Raw genomic sequence first — 20,153 nt, 5'->3', positions numbered from 1 at the left:
AGCAGGGCCGCCCAGGCCGCCCCTGCGGCGAAAGGCGCGAAGGCGCCGAGCGGATTCCTCAGAGGAGGACCCCCAGCTCCTCGACCATCCGGGCGGCTCCGAGGTAGACCTCCTCGATCCCTTTCGCAACCATGTAGGCGGGGGTCGTGACGACCCTGAAGACCGGGTCGGTCACTGCATCGGAAGCCGGGCATTCGACGGTCAGGGCCCCCAGGGCGCGGGCCCGTGCGGCATCCCCGCACTCCGAGCCCAGCGTGATCGTGACCCCCGGCAGGCACGCCGCGAGGATCATGGGGGCTATGCACATGGCGCCGATGGGCCGGCCAGCCTTCCTGGCGCCGGCGACCAGGGATGCGACCGACGGCTCCACCCAGCCGGACGCCCCGTCCTCCGCGACGCGGCACAGGGTCGTCGCTGCGCCCATCCCTCCCGGAATGACCACCAGGTCGAAATCCGGAGGCCGGAAGGAGCTCAGGGGACGTATCCTGCCCCTGGCCATCCTCGCCGCCTCGTCGAGGACCCTGCGTGACCCGGCGGCCGCACCGGTGAGATGGTTGACGGTTGCCGCCTGCTCGATGTCGGGAGCCGCGAACACGGTCTCGAAGCCCGACTGGCGCAGCGCGAGCATGGCGCAGACCGTCTCGTGTATCTCGGAGCCGTCCCTGTTCCCGCATCCCGACAGCACGATCAGCGCTCTCTCGGGCATTCCGTCCTCCCATCGACCTGCACGCCGGCCGGCACGAGGCACCGGCCGGTGGAATATGGGCCGGGGGGGCCCCGCCGATCAGTCCGCGGGGAATCCGGCCGCAGCCCTCCTCAGGATTCCGAGGAGCAGCGCCTCGCCGGGGGAGTCGAATCCCCCCCGCAGCGCCGCGCCCTCGGGCAGCGATACGAAGCTCGCCGAATCGCGGTCGACCGTCAGCCAGCCCACCTGCGGCAGCGTGGCGCCTGTCGGGCTCGACGGCAGGCTGGCCCCTCCGGACGGTCCCGCGGAGACGTAGAGGACTCCCCCGGCGCGCTCGGTGCGCAGGATGTGGATGTGCCCGGACAGGACCGCCTCGATGTCGGCCCTCTCCGCCGCCGCCCTCACCCCCCCGGCGAGCCCGGGCCCCCCCTGCCCCTCGAGCCAGCACGGCCTGTGCGTGACGAGCACCGACGCGCTCTCGGGAGAGACCCCCGACAGCAGGGAATCCAGGCCGCGGAGCGCGGTGCCGGTGTCGCCGATGTCGCCCGACGTGTCCCACGACACGATCAGCACGCCCATGACGGTGTCCACGCCGGTGCCGGGAGCCGGCACGGAAGGGGTCGCGACCGGCCCGCCCCCCGGACCTGCGTCATCGTGGTTCCCCGGGGTGGCGAAGAATGGTACGGACGACACGAGCGGGGCCAGGAGGGCCGATGCCTCGGCCCACTGGGATTCCGGCCCGGCCGGACCGGATCCCTCTATCAGGTCGCCCACGGAGATCACCGCGTCCGGGCGCATGGAAACCGCCAGCGAAACGCACCGGCCGAAAGCCTCCGTGTCGTCTCCGCCCGTGGTTCTGTCCCCCAGGACCGCGATCCTCACAGGGGCCGCCATCAGTGCGGCAAGGACGACGGCATGCATGGAATCCTCCCGTGTTCTCCGGAAGATATCCCCGCTCCCCGCCCGGCGTCGACGAAACCCCGGGCCCGCAGTGAAGCCCCCGGGATAGACCCGGACCCGCGCCAGTGCTACATTCCCCGGAACGAAGGAGGCGGTATGAGGGTATCCGCGCTGCCCGCCGTGCTGGCGGCCCTGTCCTGCGGCTGCTACTACGGCTCGATGCAGGGTGCGAGGACGATGGGGGAGGAGCGCGCCTCCTTCAGGGGGGGCGTCATGATGCCCGCCTATTTCAGCAGCGCGGACAGGCTCGAAGCCGAGGAGACGGGGGAGGACTTCATGGACTCCTATCCCGGCTTCTCGTTCTCCGTGGGGGCCACCGAGACGATAGACCTCGGGCTGGCGGCGATGGGCTACGGCATAGGCCCGTTCATCAAGTACGGGCTCCTGGATCCCGGTTCCGAGCGCGCCCTCTCGATCCTGGGCGGCATCAACTATGTCATGCCCCCCCAGGTGGTGAGTCCCAGAGGGTCCATACAGGCCGGGACGCTCCTCGGCAGCGATCTGGAGGTGTACGGGGGATGGGAGGCCGGATACGGGCCCGATCTGTCCGACATCCCCGATGACGAGTACGGCGACAGGGACTGGGATGCCGTGGAGAACACCTTCTTCCATGCCCTGAAGGCCGGCTGCATCTACACCATCAAGGGCGAGGGGTCGGAGGGGGAGTACGGCATGTTCGTACCCGAGCTCATCGGGTTCGAGTTCTCGGTCCCCCTGGATCTCGAGACCGGCATGATCGTGGCCGGGCTCAGCGTCGGCTACTAGCCCGGCGGAACAGGAAGCAGCGCCGGCGGGCCGAACCTGCCGGAGGGATCCGGTCCGGCTCCCTCGAGTCTCAACAGGGAAAGCTTCAGCGAGATGTTCCCGGGATCCGAGCCCGAGTATCCTCCGGGCCCGTCCGCCGCGACCACCCTGTGGCACGGCACGATCAGCCCGACTGGATTCGATCTGCAGGCCCCCCCGACCGCCCTCGCCGCTCCTGGCCTGCCGACTGCGAGGGCGAGCATGCCGTAGGTGGCCACCCGGCCGTACGGGATCCTCCTCATCGCCCCGAGCACCTCGAGCCTGAAGCCCGACACCCCTCCCAGGTCCACGTCGGATGTGAACTCGACGCGCTCACCGTCGAAATAGCGGTCCAGCTCGTCCTTCAGGAGGCAGGAGGGCAGGGGCGGGGCGGGGGTATCAGAGAGGAACCGCGCGCCGGTGATCCCCGACGCGCCGATCCCGATCTCGAACATCCCGAGGCTCGAGGAATAGCCGTAGGTGCCCGGCCGGACCCCCGCTGCTACCACAGGCTCTTTATCTGCCCCCACGTGGTCCGGGAGAGGGAGGTGTAGATGGTGCCCGGCGTGACTGCGACGATCGTCCAGGTCGTGGACATGTTCTCGCTGGTCTCGTCGTGGCCGGTGAGCCCGTTGCCCCCGGTGGGGGTCTCGGTGCCCTCGGTGAAGTCGATGCGCTGGTAGGAGTACCCGGACGAGTGAGCCGCCAGGGAGATGGGGACCTGGCTCGCCGAAACCACGTCGGTCATGTATGCGGTCGGCGAGGTGTCGCCGTCGGGGCCGTCGAGGCTGATGCCGGTCTTCTCCACCCTGCGGGCGGTGTCGTCTCCCCAGAGGGCGTAGTCGAGGTCGTAGACGCGGTCGGACGTGCCGTCCCAGTAGAACAGCACAGCGACCTCGTCGCCGTTGGTGAGTCCCGCCGTGGAGTTGATGTAGCCGTTGGGCGGGGTGGTCATCTGGGTTCCCACGCCGGTGTTCATGAGCTCGTAGTCGGGAGCCTCGCCGTACGTGGTCTGATAGTTCGCACCGTTCATGGCGACCGTGATGACGCCGCCCGCGGGCAGGCTGGAACCCGCGGGGAACTTGACCAGGAAGTCAGCCGAGACGTTGGTCACGGCTCCGACGACGATCTGCGGGTAGAAGCTGGCGAGGGTTGCCGAGGTGCCGTACAGGTCGCAGAGGTATACATAGTCGAGGGATATGGAGGATGCAGTGGGGTTGTAGATCTCCACGAACTCGCCCTCGGTCGGTGTTACGCAGACTTCGGAGATCAGGGGTATCCCCTGGGCCGATGCAAGGGTTGCCAGTACAAGCGCGATAATCGGTAGATTACGCATGACGGTTCCGCCTTCCGGGTTGTGTGATAACGGAATATGCAGTTCCGGGAAAGGTATGGACAGAGATGACCGGAATCCCCGGCCGGCTGGTGGACATGCACGTTCACACCACCGACTCCCCCGACGCGGAGCTCGAAGCCGCTGAACTCGCATCCAGGGCCGCCGGCGCCGGTCTCCGGGGCCTGGGATTCGTGGCGCACGTCGACTTCCACCCCTCGGACTGCTGCACGGGGGCGTTCAGCGCCGGCGGATACGATGCCTCCTTCGGGCGGGCGGCGATCTCCGCGCAGGAGGTCATGCTGCTGAAGGGGGTGGAGATAGGCGAGCCCCACCTGTTCATGGGCAGGGCTGAGGAGGCCATGGCCGGCCGCAGGTACGACTTCGTCACCGGGGCGCTCCACTGGGTCGGCGACCGCCTGCTCCTCGACGCGGAGGGCTTTGCGGGCTCGACCCCGGAGGAACTCGTCGAGAGGTACATCCTGGAATCGACAGAGATCGCCTCGACTTCGCGCATCGACATCCTGGCGCATTTCGGGATCTGGCGCAGGGGGCTGGCAAAAGCCGGGATGCCCGTGGCGCCGGACGAGGCCGCCATCTGGCCGGGCCTCCTCGGGAGGCTGTTCGAGGCGATGATCGACAGGGGGATCGCCCTGGAGCTGAACACGGCGGGCCTGAGGAGGCGGGAGGCCGTCACCTACCCGACCCCGGCCGTCCTCTCGGCCTACAGGAGGCTCGGAGGTCGGCTGGTCACCCTGGGCTCCGACACCCACGGCGAGCCGCACGTCTTCTTCGGGCTCTCGCGGGGTGCCGAGGTCCTGGCTGCGGCAGGCTTCGACCGGGCCTTCTTCTTCAGGGAAGGGGAGCCGGTCTCCTATCCGCTGGGCTAGCCTTCGGCCGCCCTGCCCCCGGTCCCCTGAAGCGCCGGATCGCAGGCAATCCCGCTCTCGAGATCGTGCAGGAGCCATTCCCCGACTCCGTCCCGCCTCTGCCGGTTCTCCACCAGGGCCGCGATGAGCCTCGGGAGGGCCAGTCCGGAGCCGTTGAGGGTGTGGACGAATCTCGTCCTCCCTCCGCCGGAAGGCCTGAACTTCATGTTCCCGCGCCTGGCCTGGAAGTCCCGGAAGTTGGACACGGAGGAAACTTCCAGCCATCTCTGCTGGCCGCCGGACCAGATCTCTAGGTCGCAGCACTTCGCGGCCGAGAAGCTGAGGTCGCCTGTCGAGAGCAGAACCACGCGGTGGGGGATCCCGAGCGTCCTGAGCAGGGAGCAGGACTGTTCGACCATCTCCTCGTGAGCCGCCGCGGACCTGTCGGGATGCTCCAGCCTCACCATCTCCACCTTCTCGAACTGGTGGACCCTGTTCAGCCCCCTGGTCTCCCTTCCGTAGGAGCCCGCCTCGCGCCTGAAGCACGGCGTGTAGCAGCACATCCTGACGGGGAGGTCCCTCTCGTCCAGCGTCTCACCCCGGTAGAGGTTGGTCACGGGCACCTCGCCGGTCGGGATGAGATAGAGGCCGTCGCCGGGCAGGTGGTACATGTCGTCGCCGAGCTTGGGAAGCTGCCCCGTGGCCGTCATGCTCTCCGCGGAAGCCAGGAATGGCGGCCATATCTCCTCCATGCCCGAGGCGGAATGGCGGTCGAGCATCCAGGAGATGAGCGTCCTCTGGAGCTTCGCGGCCCAGCCCCGGAGGAGGATGAAGTTCGATCCCGCGATCCTCCCCGCGGCTTCGAAGTCGAGCACGCCCGCGAGCAGATCCCAGTGGGGTCTGGGTTCGAAATCGAACCGGGGCTTCTCCCCCCACTCGCGCAGGACCACGTTTGCGGAGGCGTCCTTCCCGACCGGGACGTCCTCGTCGGGGATGTTGGGGAATGTCAGCTCCAGGGCGTCCATCTGCTCTCCCAGGGTCTTCTCCCCGGCCTCGAGCTCCGGTATGCGCTCACCGGCCGCACGTGCCTCCTCCAGGAGGGCCGATGCGTCGCCCCCTCCACGCTTCACGGCCGACACGCGCTGCGAGAGTTCGTTGCGCCTCTTGCGCAGTTCGTCCAGCTCGTGGACTGCCGCCCGCCTGGCCTCGTCGCACGCGCTCCATTCGTCGATCCTGCAAGGTTCGTTCTTCGATGCGCAGGCCCGGGCCACCTTCGCCGGGTCGTGCCGCAGGAGCTCCCTGTCAAGCATATGTGCTCCATCCTCTTTTCATGTCCGGAACGGGGATCATGCGAACCTGGGCAGGAACACGACCAGCCCCACGGCCAGCGCCCCGAGAGAGGCGATCAGCACGCCGGCCGCGGCCACGTCCTTGGCCGCGCGGACCAGAGGATGGCGCTCGGGCGCGGTCCTGTCAGCCAGCCTCTCGACGGCGGTGTTCATGGCTTCCGCGCTCCAGACCGTCGAGACGGCCAGGATGACGGCCGTCCACTCCCCGGACGAGAGCCTGCATGCGATGCCCAGTGCCATCACCGCCGCCGTGGCTGCGAGATGGATCCTGGCGTTCGTCTCGGAGGCCACGAGGGTCCGGATGCCTCTGAACGCGTATCCGAAGCTGCGAATCCTGTCTTTCACGAACCCTCCCGCCTCATCTCAAAACCGGGATGACCCCGTCCCCGGTGAGGACGACGCCGATCGTCGGGCCGCCGCCCCCTGTGCCTCCCCGGCCTGCCGCGGCGATCCCCGCCGCCGCACCGATCGCCAGCCCTGCCACGGCATCCGAGACGTGATGATCCCCCCGGTGCATCCGCGAGAGGGCCGTGAATGCCGCCAGGGCTGCCACGGGTATTCCGGCCGAGGGCCCGTGCTCGCTCCAGACCACGGCCGCGAAGGCTGCGGAGGACGCGGAATGGAACGAGGGGAAGCTCATGCTGTCCGACCCGTCCGGCCTCTCCCTGCGTGTCGCGACCTTCAGGAGCCCCGACATCCCGTAGCTCAGCGCGAGGGCTTCCGTGCAGCGCATGCCGGTCAGTTCGAGCCCATCGTCGTCGAGAAGGCCTCCGGCGGCCCAGAGGCCGGAGGAGAGGCCGATCGAAGCGTAGCCGAAGAGCAGGTCGCAGGCATCGGAAGCCGCGTCCGCCGGCCCGTCCCCCAGGAATCCCGAAACGTCCCCGGCGGGTTCGAGAACCAGGGCCATGCCGGTTGCCGAGGCGCCGAAGCCGGCCGCCGGGCCCGAGATCATGTCGAGATAGCCTTCCCCCAGGTCGTCGACGAACGAGTCGAGCGACGCCATCAGGATCAGGAGGAAGGCCCCGACAGGCAATTCACCTCCCGCGGCCCTTCGCGTAGAAATCCTTCACCGAGCGAACGACCTCTCCGAGCTCCTCCTCTGTGAGTTCTCCGAAGACGGGCAGCGACAGGACCTCCGCGGCGGCCTTCTCGGACGCGGGGAAGTCGCCCGCGGAGTATCCCAGGCTCGAGAAGCACTCCTGCAGATGGAGGGGGAGCGGGTAGTAGACGGCGCAGCCTATCCCGGCCGACTTGAGATGGGCCATCAGGCCGTCCCTGTCGGCCGCCCTGACGGTGTACTGGTTGTAGACGGACCACGCCCTGGGATCGATCACGGGGGTGGCTATCTCATCGACATCGGCGAAGGCCCGGGCGTAGAACTCGGCGTTCCGGCGCCTCCCGTCGTGCCATCCGTCGAGATGCCGCAGCTTGACCGTGAGGAAGCCGGCCTGGATGGCGTCCATCCTGCTGTTGGTGCCCACCTCGCGATGGATGTAGCCCTGCCCGCCGTGCTCGCGCAGGCTCACCAGCCTGTCGGCCAGCGCGCAGTCGTCGGTGACCATCGCGCCCGCGTCGCCGAGGGCGCCCAGGTTCTTGGACGGGAAGAAGCTGAAGCATCCGATGCGCCCGAAGGTCCCCGCCCTGCGTTCCTTCCACATGGCGCCGATCGACTGGCAGGCGTCCTCGACCAGGGATATCCCCCAGTCCGAACAGGTCCTCTCCAGGGAGTCCATGTCGGCCACCTGGCCGAAGAGGTCCACCGCGACCAGCGCCCGTACCGCCAGCCCCGTCCGCCTGTCGACGGCGCCCCTGTCCGTCAGGGCGCAGTTCTGGTCGAGGAAGCGCTTGAAGGCTGCCGGCGAGATGTTGAAGGTGTCGGGCTGGATGTCGATGAAGACGGGTATCCCTCCTGCCCTGACGATGGCTCCCGCCGATGCGAAGAACGTGAACGGCGTGGTGACGACCTCCTCGCCCGGCGCCAGGTCGAGCGCCTGGAGGGCGAGGATGATGGCGTCGGTGCCGGAGGCGCAGCCCACGGCGCGCCTCGCGTCGCAGTAGCCCGCGAGGTCATGTTCGAACCTCTCCAGAGCGGGGCCCTTTATGAAGCGCGATCCAGCCAGGGCCTCGTCGAGGACGGCTCGCAGCTCGGAAAGTATGGGCGCGTGCTGGCGGGAGATGTCGAGTAGCGGAACGGGCATATCCGGTGCCTCCGTGCTAGTGGGCGCCCTTCCCGGTGATCATCACGATCATCGTGCGGAGCATTATCTCGATGTCCAGGAACAGCGACTGGTTCTCCATGTAGAAGAAATCGTACCTGAGCCTGTCGGCGATGTTCTCCACGGTGTCGACATAATCGAGCTTGACCTGCGCCCAGCCCGTGATGCCGGGCTTGAGGGTGAGCCTCTTCTCGAAGAACGGATAGACCTTCTTGAGCTCCTCGACGATCTTGGGGCGTTCCGGCCTCGGGCCGACCACCGACATCTCGCCCCGCAGGACGTTGATGAACTGCGGGATCTCGTCGAGATGGGTCTTCCTTATGAAGGCGCCGACCCTGGTGATCCTGGGGTCGTTCTTGCCGGCCCAGACTGGTCCCGTGTTCTTCTCGGCCTCGCTTATCATGCTCCTGAACTTGTAGATGGGAAAGGGCCTCCCGCCCATGCCCACCCTCGTCTGCGAGTAGAAGACGGTGCCCCGGCTGTCCAGCTTTATGGCAAGGGCGATCGCCAGGAGGACGGGGGAGCCGATCAGGAGGACCAGTGAGCTGAAGGTGTAGTCCAGCACCACCTTCGCCAGCTTCTGCCAGAACGGCATCCTCCCGGGCGTGATCTCCATGAGCTGTGCGCCGTGTATCTGGGTGTTGTGGACATGCCCCGCGACCACGTCGAAGAGGTCGGGGACCACCTTCACCCTCACTCCGGAGCAGGTGGCCGGCAGGAGCATGGACAGGATGTCGTCGTGGAAGTTCGAGGCCAGGGTGATGATGATCTCGGTGGCCCCCTCCCTCTCGATGATGCCGGGCAGCTCGGAGCTGTCGCCCAGTATCCGGTCGGCGGGGACCTCCGACGGACCGTTCTCGCAGGAGGATCTGACGAACCCGATCGTCCTGTAGCCCAGGGCAGGCCGGGCGGCCAGGTCGGAAGCCATGGCCAGAGCCTTCGAGCCGGTTCCGACTATCACGGTCCTGCGCCAGACCAGCCCGCGTTCCGCGGATTTCTTCTCGATCAGCCTCATGAAGCCGCGGGCTGCGAAGACCGAGGCGAGGGTGAGCAGGTAGTAGAAGAGGAAGATCCACCTGCCTATCGAGAATCCGGGCGCGGCCAGGAATGTGATGGCAGCGAGCAGCACCATCCCTGCCGTCACCGGTTTTGCGGTCATCCGCATCTCGTCGTTCCAGCTCCTGTCCCAGTGCATCGTGAAGCAGCCCGTCACCGCGAAGAACAGGATCCAGTAGAGGACGGAGACCGAGATCCCGGCGATCATGGCGCTCGGGCCCGGGCCTTCGGTGCCGGGGAACAGCCCGGAGTCGAACTTCAGCCAGCTCGCGGCGGCGAGGGAGATGGCGACGGCGGCTCCGTCGGCCACGATCCCCATGAGGATGAGCAGCTTCCTCATGTCCGGGTCACCGTCCGCAAGGCCCTGCGGTCCCAGGTCTCCACGGGTCTCCCGATGATCATCCTGGCGAAGCCCACCATCGATGCGAGGTTCATGACCCAGAAGTAGAACGGGAACCTCGCCGGGCCCGGCATGGCGTCCCCGAGGAGCAGCCCTGCCAGGGCGAGGGTATGGAAGGCCATCAGGAGCCAGAAGATGTAGGAGAAGGGTGCGGCGGCGGACAGCAGCCCGGCGCAGACCGTGGCGATCACCAGGAGGTAGCCCGAGGTCCACCGGAGGATCTTGTGGACGAGGAGCTGGAGGGCGAGGCCCGCGCGGCCGCGGGAGAGCGCCATGGCGAGCATCCGCAGGCCGCTCCCGGACATCCAGCTCACGATCCTCACCATGCGCCTGTACTGGGCGCGGTCGTCCGGCGAGGGCTCCACGGCCACCGCTCCCGGGGCGCACACGCATCCGAAGCCCTGCATCCTGGCCATGACCGCGAGTTCGAAGTCATCCGACCTGTCCTCCGCGAGAGGGGAGAAGGCGGATGCGCGGAGGGCGAACACCGCTCCGGTCCCTCCGAGTACGGCCCCGAACCTGCTGCACATCCTCTTTATCCATCTCTCGTACTTCATGTAGGTGCTCTCGCAGGTGCTCCCGTCCAGGCTGTTCAGCCTGACCCCGTCTACGCACCCGACACGGGGGTCTGCGAAGGGCCGGACGAGGCTGCCGATGGTCCCCGGGGCGAAGACGGTGTCGGCATCGGTGAAGACGAGCACGTCGCCGGTAGCCATCCTCCTGAGGGCCTGCAGCATCCTCGGCTTGCCCGACCTGGTCTCCGACCTGAGCAGCCTCACTCCCTCGAATCCGGAGACGATCCGGTCCGTGCCGTCGGTGGAGGCGTCGGATCCGACGAGTATCTCGACCGGACCTTCGTAGTCCTGGGCGAGGAGGTTCTCGATCCTGGAGGCCATGTGGCGCTCCTCGTTCCTCGCGGAGATCAGCACGCTCACCTTCATGGGTCCGCCTTCCGCGGGTTCTCCGCCTCGACGCCTCCCCATGAGGCCGGCCGCCAGGGCCAGGGCCAGGGGATAGCCGGCGTAGTGCAGGAGCAGGAGCCCCGCAGACACCCAGAGGAGGATCCCGGCCGCAGTCATCCGCGGGCGGCGCGGGAGTTGCGGAAGAGGTGCTTCCGGAACGTGCCGAAGGCCTTCATGGTCCTCCTGCCTTCCGTCAGGGGGTGGCGCAGGCACTGGATCCCCTTGTAGAGGAGGTACGAAGGTCTGAGGTAGAACCTCCTGCGCGCGCCGTCGCACCAGTCGACGAGGTCGCGCGAGCTGAGGCCGGGCAGGTCCACCACGCAGTCGTGGAGCCCCTCCGGCGTCACCCACTGCCGGAAGTCACGGGTCCTCAGCATGCCCTGCCTGTCGTACTCCTCATAGATCTTCGTGCCGGGATAGGCCATGATCGGGAAGAACTGGGCGGTGTCGGGCCGGAGCCTCATGGCCATCGAGAGAGTGGCCTCGAGCGTGTCGGGCGTCTCGCCGGGGTTGCCCGCCATGAAGCACCCGTGCACCAGGAGGCCGGCCCTGCGGGCCCTCTCGGCGAATTCCAGGTTCTGCCCGATGGTGGTCCCCTTCGTCACCCTGTCGAGTATCTCCTGCGAACCCGACTCGTAGCCCACGATTATCAGCCTGCAGCCCGCGGCCTTCATCTTCCGCATGGCCTCGAGGGTGATCGTGGCCCTGGTGTTGGCCGTCCAGGGGAGGCGGTTCCCGGCGGCGATCAGCGCGTCGGCCACGGCCTCCACACGCCTGCTGTCGGCCGAGAACGTGTCGTCCTCGACGACGATCTCCTGGATCTGCGGGAAGTACTCCCTGAACAGCAGGAACTCCTCGGCCACGTGCCCGGGGGTCCTGGTGCGGTACAGGCCGCGGTGCAGGACCTGCGGCCACAGGCAGAACGAGCACCTGCAGGGGCACCCCCTGCTGGTGATCGTCATCACGCTCGGATATCTGGCAGCCGCGAAGAAGTAGTCCCCGGGCCTGAGATGCCTCCGGTATACGTCGGCGAGGAAGGGAAGCGAGTCGAGGTCGCGGATCGGCTCCCGGGCGGGAGTGCGGTGGAAATCCATGTCGCGGTTGAGGCAGAGGCCGGGTATGGCGTCGAAACCGCCCCCCCCGTCGACCGCCTGCGCCAGCTCGACCAGGGTGCGGTCGTATTCGCCGAGGACCACTCCGTCCAGCGAGGGGGCGAGCCTGAGGCATTCCTCCGGCAGCGCGCTCGCATGGGTGCCGAGCAGGAACACCCGGGCGCCGGGGTTCCCCGCCTTCAGGGCCGAGGCCAGCCTGAGATCGCTGTATATCGCTGCCGTGGAGGTGTCCACCGCGATCAGCCCGGGGGATGCCTCGGAGACCCTGCGGAGCATCTCGTCCTCGCCGATGCCCTGAGCCGGGCAGTCGAGGAAGAGCGTCTCGAATCCGGCCTGCTCGAGCGCCCCCGTTCCGTGGGCCAGCCAGAACGGCCAGTAGAGGGTTCCGCTCTTCAGGATGGCCGGGGATCTCGATGTCCTGGAGAACCTCCCCCCGAGGAACGGGGCGTTGACGACGGCAGTCTTCATGGCTTCATCGTTCCTTCTATCATCTCCGCGATCCTCCCAGCCGTGGAGTCCCAGCCGAACAGGGCGGCGCGGGAGGATGCCCTGGCCGACAGCTCGGCCCTCATGCCGGGGTTTCCGCAGATCTCCGTGATGGCTCCCGCCATGGCGTCCACATCGGTCGGATCGACCAGGAGTGCGCCGTCTCCGGCCACCTCCTCCAGAGCCGTTCCCCGGCTGGCGATCACCGGGCAGCCGGCGGCCATCGCCTCGAGCACGGGCAGGCCGAACCCCTCACGGACGGAGGGCGAGACGAAGGCCGTGCACGACCGGTAGAGCCGGGTCAGCTCCTCGTCCGGCACCGCGCTCAGGACCCTTATCCTCCCCCGGGCGCCCGAACGCTGCAGGACCCGCTCGAAGGCCGGGTACTCCCGGTCGTGCCTCACGACCATGACGAGGTCCGGTGCGCCCGACGCCTTCTCATATGCCGCCAGGAGCCTCGGCAGGTTCTTGTAGAGCCTCGCATTGCCGACGTACAGGAGGAAACCGCCCTCCCGCAGGCCGGCCGGCGCGGCGGGGTCGAACAGGTCCTGGCCCTCGTACACCACCGTGATCTTCTCCTCCGCCTCGGGATAAAGCCTGCACAGGTCGTCCATCACGCTGCGCGTGGGGACTGCGAGGGCGGCCGAGCCGGACAGGGAGACCCGGAACAGGTTCCTGCAGCGCATCCTCTTGAGGGCGTCCTGGATCGGGCCGGCGCCGAAGTACCCCTTCATCTCCAGGACCATCGTGTCGTGGACCACGAAGGATGTGGGGCAGAGCGGTCCGTTTCGCCCGTCCCAGAGAGGGCCCGTGAAGGAGAAGTTGAGGCAGGCATCGGGTGCGATCCCACGGACGAGCTGTGACAGGCAGCGCTTCTCCCGGGGCCGGAATCTGGCGACCCGGGACTCGATCACGCGCAGGCCGTCCCTGTTCTCGAAATGCCGGGCCGAACCCGGGGAGACCAGCAGCGTGAGATCCCAGTTCGGCCTCAGGGACCGGAGCCTGCCCGAAACGGAGATCACGAAGCGCCCGATCCCGTCGATCCCGGGTTGCAGCGCCCGTCCGTCGAGCAGGATCCTCTTCACCTGGCCAGACCTCTCGACCTCAGTTCGAGCGCGGCGCTCTCGGACATGTCCACGGAGTGCTGCGTGGAGAGCCATGAAGCGAGGCCGGCCATGCCCTCCTCGAGAGGTACGGAGGCCGAGAAGCCCAGTTCGCGCGAGGCCCTGGAAACGTCAGCGTAGCAGTGTCTTATGTCTCCCGCCCTGAACTCCCCGGTCACTTCCGGTTCCAGCCCGGTGCCCAGGGCCCTGTCGAGGATGCGGGCGATCTCGATGACCGGCGTGGGTCGGCCGGTGCCCACGTTGACCGCTCCGCCCGGAGCCTTCCGGAGCGCCAGCAGGCAGGCCCTGGCCACGTCGCTGACGTGGGTGAAGTCCCTGCTCTGCAGGCCGTCCTCGAAGACGATGGGCCTGTTCCCGTTCAGCAGCCTGGAGGCGAAGATCGCGGCGACCCCGGTGTAGGGATTGGAGAGGGCCTGCCTGTCGCCGTAGACGTTGAAGAACCTGAGCGCGGTGGCGGGTATCCCGTAGGCCGCCCCGACCGACAGGAAGAGCTCCTCGTGATCCCTCTTGTTGACCGCGTACACCGAGGTCGGGGCCAGCGTCTTGGTCTCGGGCGTCGGAACGGCCTCGCAGGCGGATCCGCATGCGGGACAGAGGGGTTCCCACCGCCCGGCCGCCATGTCGCCGCGCGACCTCAGCCCGGGTTCGGCGTCGCCGCAGGCGGGGCACCGGTACAGCCCCTCGCCGTAGATGGACATCGAGCTGGCCACCACCATCCCCTCGATGCCGCGGCTCTTCGAGACCGCCTCGAGGACCACGGCCGCCCCCAGCGAGTTCACGGAGGTGTACCTCGCGATCTCGTACATCGACTGGCCGACTCCCACGGCGGCCGCGAAGTGGACCAGGTGCGAGCAGCCCTCGAGGGCGGAGGAAACTGCGCCTGCATCGCGCACGTCGCCCATCGCCAGTTCGACCTCGTCCGCCAGGTATGACGGCCTCCGCGCATCCCGGCCGTGCACCTGGGGGTCGAGGCAGTCCAGCGCCCTCACGCAGTATCCGCTTTCGAGAAGCAGATCGGCGAGATGCGAGCCGATGAAGCCGGCTCCGCCGGTGATCAGGACCTTCTTCAAATCGGTGCCTTCCTGATGTGAAATGCCCGTGGAAGATAAGCGCTCGCACGGCGGGGGGCATAGCCCGAAACTGCTGGACAGGCGCGGGGGGCGTGAGATATTAGCCGGGAAAGGCGGAACTCTTGAAGATCGCGGTCTTGCTTGTGAACTACGGTCAGTGGGATCTGGCCAGGCGCTGCCTGGACTCGCTGTCGGCCTCCGAGGGTGTCGACCTCCTGTCTCTGATGGTCGACAACGCGAGTCCGTCCCCTCCCCCCTCCTGGGTGCGCGAAGCGCCCGGGCTCAGGTTCGCCGCCCTTGACCGGAACAGCGGGTTCGCCGAGGGCAACAACCGGGCATTCGCCATGCTGGGAGAAGGAGAGGCAGACTACGTCTTCCTGCTCAACACCGACGCGGTCGTCTCGCCCACGGCCATACGGATCCTCGCCGACTTCCTCGAGGCTCATCCCGAGGCATCCGTGGCATCCGCCCCCGTCTTCTACATGGCCGATCCCTCGCGGGTCTGGAGCGCCGGAGGCCGGTTCATGCCGGCGCGCATGCTGCTAGATCAGAGGTACGACACTCCCAGGACCTGCCTGCCTGCCGGCCCGGTCGAGACCGACTTCGCGACCGGATGCGCGATGATGGTCAGGGCCGGCGTGTTCGCGGCGATGGGCGGGTTCAGGTCCGACTACTTCATGTACTGGGAGGACGTGGAGTTCTGCCTGAGGCTGAAGCGGGCCGGGGGGAGGGTGTTCCTCGTGCCCTCCGCGGAGGTGCTGCACGAGGTCGCGGCGTGCAGCGGGGGCCCCGGATCGCCCGTGGCGATCTACTACCCGTTCAGGAACCGCTTCCTCCTCGCGAGGGACGTGCTCGGCCCGATGGGGAGGCTCGTCTTCCACCTCTACGCCTCGGCCGTGGTGGCGGCCAAGTCGGTCATCTTCCCGCTCTCCGGCCGGTCGGGGCTCGTCCCGGTCCTGTGGGAGGCCTGGCGGGACGGTGTCAGGGGGAAGCCGGGCCGGTGGCGCGGGCAGAGCGGCTGCGCCGGATGACCGCCTCGATCTGATCCGCAAGGGCGAGGGCAGCGAGATCCACCGTCCTCCGCGCCTCCACGAACGCCCTGCCAGCAGATCCCAGAGAGGCCGCGAGAGCCCGGTCCGCCGTCACCGAGGCCACTGCCGACGCCACGGCCTCGACACTCCTCTCTACGAGGATGCCGGTGACCCCGTCCTCGATGTTCTCGACGAAGCCGCCCTCCCGCACTGCCACGACCGGCCTGCCGCAGGCCATGGCCTCGAGGGGCACCAGCCCGTAGGGTTCGGACTTCTGGCAGCAGATCACCACCGCGGCCGACCTGTAGATCGAGAGCAGCTCCCTGTCGTCTATGCCCCGGAGGATCAGGAGGCGCGTGCCCGAGGAGGCCGCCAGCTTCTCGAGCGTCTCCCGGAAGCCCGGATACTCCCTGTCGGCGACTATTACGAACTCGCGCAGGCCCGCCCCGGCAGCCGCCGTGATCGCGAGGTCGTGCCCCTTGTACGGCCAGAGCGCTCCGGCCGAGACCGCATATCCGCCGTTTCCCGCTACCGGTCCGGGGCTGAAGAAGCCGGAGTCCACGCCCGGTCTGACCACGCCGGCGGATACCCCGTAGATGCCTGCGAGCCTGCCGGCCATGTAGGAGGAAAGGGTCGCGACCGAGCCGGCATGGCTCACTGCAGCCGAGTCCATGCGCCCCTCCCTGCGCGTCAGCGGAACGAGGGCGGCCTCGGCGACCCTGCTCCCCGATCTTCGGATGAGGTCCCCGTCGTGTATGTGCCTGGGGAACTCGTAGCAGTAGTAGAGGGAGGGCGTCCGCAGATGGGAGAGCAGCGGCGGCGCCGCCACGTACATCGAGTTGTGCACCAGGACGCAGTCGGCCCCGGAGTCGTCGATGGAGTCTGCGATTCGCCGGCAGAGCGCATCGAACGCCGAGAGCCTGCGCAGGTAGGGAAGCGGTCCGAGGAGCCGGGCCGTGCGCGGGATCCTCGCACCCTCCGGGAAGGGCCATGTCCGGATCCCGGCCGTCCCGTCGCAGACCGGGGCCGATCCCTCAGGTGCGTGGATCACGACCTCGAACCGCTCCCGGAGGTGCGGCAGGACGGACGAGAGCGCCCTGGCGCCGCCTCCGGAGGGCAGGTTGTGGAAGACGTGCAGCTTCATCGGGCGATTATAGGTCCGTGCAGGCGGGAGGGGCCCCTCGCGGGGCCCCGGCCGTGGATTCCGTCCCCTGACCGCTGGTGCTAGTCGTCCTCCCAGCTGTTCCCTTCTATGAGGTCGGGCCTGCCGATGTCGAGCAGGAGCTGGCGGCGGGTCTCCTCCCAGTAGCGGGTGAGCCTGCGCGAGGGATGGTCGCGGTCCCAGTCCGTGGGTCTGTAGCTCCCGGGTTCGGGCAGGACGAGCGAGCCGATGTAGGATGCGTCCTCGTAGACCCTGCCGATCTGGTCCCTTATCTCCCTGATGTCGTCCTCGGTTACGACTCCGTTGGAGGTCGCCTTGTAGAACTGCACGGTGACCCTGATGGGGTAGTCGGTGTCCCTCTGGATCCTCAGGCCGTCGATCTCGGTGAATGGCCCCTCGAGGTCGCCGTGGCCCACGACGGCGGACTCGACATCGGAGCCGCGGCTCATGGCGCCACAGGCGGAGGGAGCGCAGGATTCATAGCAGACATCCCCGTCGAACCAGGTCTGGGCGGGCCTGTTCTGCCTGAGCGGGATCTGTATGAGGAGCACCATGTTGAGCCCCTCCTCGCCCGAGGCGCTGACCGAGATGTCGTCGGAACCGTCGGGGTCGAAGTCGGAGATCCGCTCGCCGGTCAGGCAGGCCCTCTGTCCGTCGTCGTTGAAGAACAGCCTCTGGCCCCATGAATACGCGCCGGGCACCGGATCCCTCGTGTTGTCGATGATCGTTGCGCTGGTGCCCTCGCGTGTGCAGAGGATGGCCAGCACGGCAGGGTTGTCCTCGTAGGACTGGTAGTTGAACAGCACGGGGTTGAACGTGGCCGTGCCGTTCTCCCCGATCGGCAGGAAGACCGCCTGCGCGCTCACGAGGACGACGCTGTCGCGATCCGCCAGCAGGCTCGACCTGCCTCCCCTCCAGGAGTAGGGGTCGTGCAGGTAGCTCCTCAGATCGTCGACATAGTCGGTCAGCGAGACGGGTTCCAGCTCGTCGCCGGACTCGTTGCCCACCAGCAGGAAGAAGTCGTCGGGATCGAGGTCGGCGGACAGGTCGTAGAAGTTGGGATACCTTATCACCGGCATGCATGTGAGGGCGGTCTCGCCGGAGTACGGGTCGGTGTGGTGGACCTGTATCGTCAGGTCGCTGATGTTTGGACCCCAGCACGATCCGTAGTATCTGCCGGTGTCCTCCCAGGTGACGTTGACCACGTCGAGCCCGAATCCGGAGGCCATGTCACAGACTTCGTAGTTCCAGGTCATCCCGGCTACGCTGCTGACCACTTCGTTGTAGTCCGGCGCGGTCACTCTCGACGCCGCAGCGAGGGCAACGATCGCAAGGCAGGGGAACATCGGACACCTCCATGGAAAGCCTTTCACTAGCTTTCTACAGGGGAGGGCCGGGTATATTCCGGCGGCCCGCGCGGATGACCGGGCCGAGGGCTTCCAGGCACAGGCGGGGGGCGTCATGGGAGGCTTGATTCTGTTTCTGGCTGCGGCGGCGACCACGGGATACGGTTCCGGGATGCCCGGAGTCTTCGGTCCGTGCTTCCTCGACCCCGGCATATCCGAGATCCAGGTCCGGCACAGGTTCCTCGGGGAGGCCTTCGACGATCCTCTGGACGATTTCATGGGGACCGACCGGGGGGCGAACACCTCGATCGGCTCCAGGAGTTTCATGGCCGGGGGCGTGGAGCTCGACATGTCGCATGAATCCTCGCATGGCGAGTACATGCTCGGAGCCGGCTACAACGCCCGGACCGGGGGGATGTCGGCCTCCGTGCATGTCTCGGGGCACTGGTACTGGGTCGAAACCGACGGGGGCGAAAGGGAGGACGGCTTCCTCGGCCTGGCATCCGCCGAGTCGCCGAGGCTCGGCGGGCTCGCCACCGTCCTGGTCTGCGGCGGTTACGACGCCAGGGAGGAGCGGACCATCCTCGGCTTCGGGGCCGACGCCGCCCTGACCGCCTCTGTCGGTCTCCAGGGCGAGTACTGGCCGGCACAGGACGGTTCCGGTGGATTCGAGGCGGATTCCATCGATGTCTGGTGCCTGGGCCTCAGGATGGACACCGCGGGCCACCGTTTCGGCCTGTTCGCTGGAAACGGCACGGCAACCGGCCCGAGGCTGCTCTCGGCCGGAACCGGATATGACTCGCCGAGACTGGGATTCTACATCGCCAGGAGTCTGAGCCTGTAGCCCGCCGCCGGGCTCCCATGACGTACAAGCCGTTCTGCGCGAACGCTCAAATTTTTCCACACGCTCAACAATTTTTGCAGGTACTGGAATAACCTATGGACTCCCGGTGTCCGTTGCTGTATTTTAGGAGGCATAAAATGGAGTGAAGAACCGTTCCCGACCCGGAAGGCCCGGTGGAATGGTGGAGGCGAGAGAGATCGGCAGCCATCTTTCGTTATTGGATGACAGGAATGGCCTGATCCTCGATGACCTGCAAGGTCCTGACGCGGAACGCGCTGCAGGCGAGTCGGCACCATTGCCGGACATGACGCGCCTTCCGAATCGTGAAACGGATAACGATTCCCGTTTCCAGCGCCTGACCCGTCTCTGCATGCAAGGTTCCACCGTGGATAATGCCCTGTTTGCTTGTGAAATTCCCGTCAACCCATTCGAGGAGGAATCATGAGAAGGTCCAAGGCCGACAGGCTCGATGCACTCAGGAAGCTCCTGAACGATACCGAGGTCGGAGACCAGATCGAGATCACCAACCATCTCAAGGAGAAGGGATTCAAGGTCACACAGGCCACCGTCTCCCGCGACCTGCTCGAGCTCGGCGCGGCAAGGGTCTCGGTCCGCCCGGGCGTGCACCGCTACCAGGTCATCTCCGAGAGCAACACGGCCGACATCCGCAGGCGGCTGGAGATAGCCTTCCGCGACAACGTCGAGACCGTCAACATGTGCGGCAACCTCATGCTCATCAAGACCACCCCCGGCGCGGCGGCAGGGGTCGCCAACGCCTTCGACCAGTATGGCTTCCAGGACGTGATAGGTACGGTCGCGGGCGACGACACCATCCTCGCGGTCTGCGCGAACGAGGAAACCTGCAGCATGCTCCGCAACAAGCTGCTGCCGGTCCTGGGCAACAGGTTCTAGGACATCGCGGCCGGGTGCGGGGGCGGACGGCGTCCGCCCCCGTATCGCATCTCCGCACCCGGCCAGTCCCCTGTTCGACGTCGTCCCTCCGGCTTTGCACACCGGCATACCCTGCTGTATAGTCCGCCGGGGTTCATCCAGAAGGAGGGGTCGACAGTGGATACCATCGCTCAGATTCTGAAGTGGCTCGGCTGGGCCGGGATCGTGGCCGGTGCCGTGAGCATGTACGGCGCCTTCACCCCCGGTTCGTGGGAGTACGCAGGCATCGCCCTGCCCGACAACTATGTCGGCGCCGGCGCCATACTCGTGGCCGGCATCGTCCTGATGCTCATAGGAAACGCGATGGCGAAGAAGTCACATTCCTGAGGCGGAGGGGCCGGACAGGCGCCTCACGTCGAGAGTTCGTGCCCTGTCTCTTATACACATCTCCGAGCCCACGAGACAGCGCTGTGT

General features: G+C 67.3%; 22 protein-coding genes. 7 read left to right on the top strand and 15 right to left on the bottom strand.

The features are described 5' to 3' along the window. Positions 1 to 58: 58 nt before the first annotated feature. Both elbB and QUS11_04730 read right to left on the bottom strand, forming a co-directional pair. Positions 59 to 706 carry an isoprenoid biosynthesis glyoxalase ElbB gene (gene elbB, locus QUS11_04735; GenBank protein MDM7992598.1) on the bottom strand — a complete coding sequence of 216 codons (648 nt, stop codon included), beginning with the start codon at positions 704 to 706 and terminating at the stop codon, positions 59 to 61. 78 nt (positions 707 to 784) lie between these two features. Next, on the bottom strand, positions 785 to 1,606 hold the full coding sequence (locus tag QUS11_04730) for a metallophosphoesterase (GenBank protein ID MDM7992597.1): 822 nt from the start codon (positions 1,604 to 1,606) through the stop codon (positions 785 to 787). Positions 1,607 to 1,741: 135 nt separating this feature from the next. On the opposite strand from QUS11_04730, the gene QUS11_04725 reads away from it, so the two are divergent. Continuing rightward, entirely contained in the window at positions 1,742 to 2,410 is a 669-nt protein-coding gene (locus tag QUS11_04725) for a hypothetical protein (GenBank protein ID MDM7992596.1), read from the top strand. Here QUS11_04725 and QUS11_04720 read toward each other — a convergent pair. After that, positions 2,407 to 2,937: a methylated-DNA--[protein]-cysteine S-methyltransferase gene (locus QUS11_04720; GenBank protein ID MDM7992595.1), complete on the bottom strand. Its 531-nt coding sequence runs from the start codon at positions 2,935 to 2,937 to the stop codon at positions 2,407 to 2,409. The two genes, QUS11_04725 and QUS11_04720, sit on opposite strands and share 4 nt — an antisense overlap. Beyond that, positions 2,931 to 3,764, bottom strand: coding sequence for a hypothetical protein (locus QUS11_04715; protein ID MDM7992594.1), 834 nt, complete (start codon positions 3,762 to 3,764; stop codon positions 2,931 to 2,933). The genes QUS11_04720 and QUS11_04715 overlap by 7 nt, the downstream gene beginning before the upstream one ends. A 65-nt stretch (positions 3,765 to 3,829) precedes the next feature. Between QUS11_04715 and QUS11_04710 the strand changes: the two genes are divergently transcribed. Further along, positions 3,830 to 4,651, top strand: a complete 822-nt coding sequence (locus QUS11_04710; protein ID MDM7992593.1) for a PHP domain-containing protein — start codon at positions 3,830 to 3,832, stop codon at positions 4,649 to 4,651. Here QUS11_04710 and serS read toward each other — a convergent pair. From serS to QUS11_04665, 9 genes are read right to left on the bottom strand one after another with little or no spacing between them, the layout of a single operon-like run. Then, positions 4,648 to 5,940 carry a serine--tRNA ligase gene (gene serS, locus QUS11_04705; GenBank protein MDM7992592.1) on the bottom strand — a complete coding sequence of 431 codons (1,293 nt, stop codon included), beginning with the start codon at positions 5,938 to 5,940 and terminating at the stop codon, positions 4,648 to 4,650. The genes QUS11_04710 and serS overlap by 4 nt on opposite strands. A 36-nt stretch (positions 5,941 to 5,976) precedes the next feature. Further along, complete coding sequence (locus QUS11_04700) at positions 5,977 to 6,324, bottom strand: diacylglycerol kinase family protein (GenBank protein ID MDM7992591.1); 348 nt, start codon at positions 6,322 to 6,324, stop codon at positions 5,977 to 5,979. Between the two features lie 13 nt (positions 6,325 to 6,337). Next, positions 6,338 to 7,012 (bottom strand): phosphatase PAP2 family protein, encoded by a 675-nt coding sequence (locus QUS11_04695; protein MDM7992590.1) that lies wholly within the window; start codon positions 7,010 to 7,012, stop codon positions 6,338 to 6,340. 1 nt (position 7,013) lies between these two features. Further along, the gene (locus QUS11_04690) at positions 7,014 to 8,177 is read right to left on the bottom strand and encodes a DegT/DnrJ/EryC1/StrS family aminotransferase (GenBank protein MDM7992589.1); all 1,164 of its coding nucleotides are present in this window, start codon (positions 8,175 to 8,177) and stop codon (positions 7,014 to 7,016) included. Between the two features lie 16 nt (positions 8,178 to 8,193). Then, entirely contained in the window at positions 8,194 to 9,591 is a 1,398-nt protein-coding gene (locus QUS11_04685) for a sugar transferase (GenBank protein MDM7992588.1), read from the bottom strand. Beyond that, entirely contained in the window at positions 9,588 to 10,730 is a 1,143-nt protein-coding gene (locus QUS11_04680) for a glycosyltransferase (protein MDM7992587.1), read from the bottom strand. The genes QUS11_04685 and QUS11_04680 overlap by 4 nt, the downstream gene beginning before the upstream one ends. After that, positions 10,727 to 12,193, bottom strand: coding sequence for a radical SAM protein (locus tag QUS11_04675; GenBank protein MDM7992586.1), 1,467 nt, complete (start codon positions 12,191 to 12,193; stop codon positions 10,727 to 10,729). The genes QUS11_04680 and QUS11_04675 overlap by 4 nt, the downstream gene beginning before the upstream one ends. Further along, positions 12,190 to 13,296: a glycosyltransferase family 1 protein gene (locus QUS11_04670; protein ID MDM7992585.1), complete on the bottom strand. Its 1,107-nt coding sequence runs from the start codon at positions 13,294 to 13,296 to the stop codon at positions 12,190 to 12,192. Before QUS11_04670 ends, QUS11_04675 begins: the two co-directional genes overlap by 4 nt. Further along, positions 13,293 to 14,405, bottom strand: coding sequence for an NAD-dependent epimerase/dehydratase family protein (locus QUS11_04665; GenBank protein ID MDM7992584.1), 1,113 nt, complete (start codon positions 14,403 to 14,405; stop codon positions 13,293 to 13,295). Before QUS11_04665 ends, QUS11_04670 begins: the two co-directional genes overlap by 4 nt. Before the next feature lie 122 nt (positions 14,406 to 14,527). Between QUS11_04665 and QUS11_04660 the strand changes: the two genes are divergently transcribed. Beyond that, complete coding sequence (locus tag QUS11_04660; GenBank protein ID MDM7992583.1) at positions 14,528 to 15,436, top strand: glycosyltransferase family 2 protein; 909 nt, start codon at positions 14,528 to 14,530, stop codon at positions 15,434 to 15,436. Here the strand turns inward: QUS11_04660 and QUS11_04655 are convergent. Together QUS11_04655 and QUS11_04650 are read right to left on the bottom strand one after the other, a co-directional pair. Further along, complete coding sequence (locus tag QUS11_04655) at positions 15,387 to 16,580, bottom strand: glycosyltransferase family 4 protein (GenBank protein MDM7992582.1); 1,194 nt, start codon at positions 16,578 to 16,580, stop codon at positions 15,387 to 15,389. The two genes, QUS11_04660 and QUS11_04655, sit on opposite strands and share 50 nt — an antisense overlap. A gap of 80 nt (positions 16,581 to 16,660) precedes the next feature. Then, positions 16,661 to 17,944 carry a hypothetical protein gene (locus QUS11_04650; protein ID MDM7992581.1) on the bottom strand — a complete coding sequence of 428 codons (1,284 nt, stop codon included), beginning with the start codon at positions 17,942 to 17,944 and terminating at the stop codon, positions 16,661 to 16,663. Positions 17,945 to 18,068: 124 nt separating this feature from the next. On the opposite strand from QUS11_04650, the gene QUS11_04645 reads away from it, so the two are divergent. The 4 genes from QUS11_04645 (at position 18,069) to QUS11_04630 (ending at position 20,066) form a co-directional block, all read left to right on the top strand. Then, complete coding sequence (locus tag QUS11_04645; protein MDM7992580.1) at positions 18,069 to 18,788, top strand: hypothetical protein; 720 nt, start codon at positions 18,069 to 18,071, stop codon at positions 18,786 to 18,788. 178 nt (positions 18,789 to 18,966) lie between these two features. Beyond that, on the top strand, positions 18,967 to 19,233 hold the full coding sequence (locus tag QUS11_04640; protein MDM7992579.1) for a hypothetical protein: 267 nt from the start codon (positions 18,967 to 18,969) through the stop codon (positions 19,231 to 19,233). Next, positions 19,230 to 19,700: an arginine repressor gene (gene argR / locus QUS11_04635; GenBank protein ID MDM7992578.1), complete on the top strand. Its 471-nt coding sequence runs from the start codon at positions 19,230 to 19,232 to the stop codon at positions 19,698 to 19,700. Before QUS11_04640 ends, argR begins: the two co-directional genes overlap by 4 nt. 156 nt (positions 19,701 to 19,856) lie before the next feature. After that, complete coding sequence (locus QUS11_04630; GenBank protein MDM7992577.1) at positions 19,857 to 20,066, top strand: hypothetical protein; 210 nt, start codon at positions 19,857 to 19,859, stop codon at positions 20,064 to 20,066. Positions 20,067 to 20,153: the final 87 nt, after the last annotated feature.

Source organism: Candidatus Fermentibacter sp., from assembly GCA_030373045.1.
GTDB lineage: Bacteria > Fermentibacterota > Fermentibacteria > Fermentibacterales > Fermentibacteraceae > Fermentibacter.
Note: the sequence above shows the minus strand (reverse complement) of the source record. Positions and strands in the feature narration are given on the sequence as shown.

What these genes read in the sequence shown, in the direction of transcription:
- elbB (MDM7992598.1), bottom strand. Translation starts at nt 706, where the DNA reads ATGCCCGAGAGAGCGCTGATCGTGCTGTCGGGATGCGGGAACAGGGAC.
- QUS11_04730 (MDM7992597.1), bottom strand. Translation starts at nt 1,606, where the DNA reads ATGCATGCCGTCGTCCTTGCCGCACTGATGGCGGCCCCTGTGAGGATC.
- QUS11_04725 (MDM7992596.1), top strand. Translation starts at nt 1,742, where the DNA reads ATGAGGGTATCCGCGCTGCCCGCCGTGCTGGCGGCCCTGTCCTGCGGC.
- QUS11_04715 (MDM7992594.1), bottom strand. Translation starts at nt 3,764, where the DNA reads ATGCGTAATCTACCGATTATCGCGCTTGTACTGGCAACCCTTGCATCG.
- QUS11_04710 (MDM7992593.1), top strand. Translation starts at nt 3,830, where the DNA reads ATGACCGGAATCCCCGGCCGGCTGGTGGACATGCACGTTCACACCACC.
- serS (MDM7992592.1), bottom strand. Translation starts at nt 5,940, where the DNA reads ATGCTTGACAGGGAGCTCCTGCGGCACGACCCGGCGAAGGTGGCCCGG.
- QUS11_04690 (MDM7992589.1), bottom strand. Translation starts at nt 8,177, where the DNA reads ATGCCCGTTCCGCTACTCGACATCTCCCGCCAGCACGCGCCCATACTT.
- QUS11_04685 (MDM7992588.1), bottom strand. Translation starts at nt 9,591, where the DNA reads ATGAGGAAGCTGCTCATCCTCATGGGGATCGTGGCCGACGGAGCCGCC.
- QUS11_04680 (MDM7992587.1), bottom strand. Translation starts at nt 10,730, where the DNA reads ATGACTGCGGCCGGGATCCTCCTCTGGGTGTCTGCGGGGCTCCTGCTC.
- QUS11_04675 (MDM7992586.1), bottom strand. Translation starts at nt 12,193, where the DNA reads ATGAAGACTGCCGTCGTCAACGCCCCGTTCCTCGGGGGGAGGTTCTCC.
- QUS11_04655 (MDM7992582.1), bottom strand. Translation starts at nt 16,580, where the DNA reads ATGAAGCTGCACGTCTTCCACAACCTGCCCTCCGGAGGCGGCGCCAGG.
- QUS11_04650 (MDM7992581.1), bottom strand. Translation starts at nt 17,944, where the DNA reads ATGTTCCCCTGCCTTGCGATCGTTGCCCTCGCTGCGGCGTCGAGAGTG.
- QUS11_04640 (MDM7992579.1), top strand. Translation starts at nt 18,967, where the DNA reads ATGGTGGAGGCGAGAGAGATCGGCAGCCATCTTTCGTTATTGGATGAC.
- argR (MDM7992578.1), top strand. Translation starts at nt 19,230, where the DNA reads ATGAGAAGGTCCAAGGCCGACAGGCTCGATGCACTCAGGAAGCTCCTG.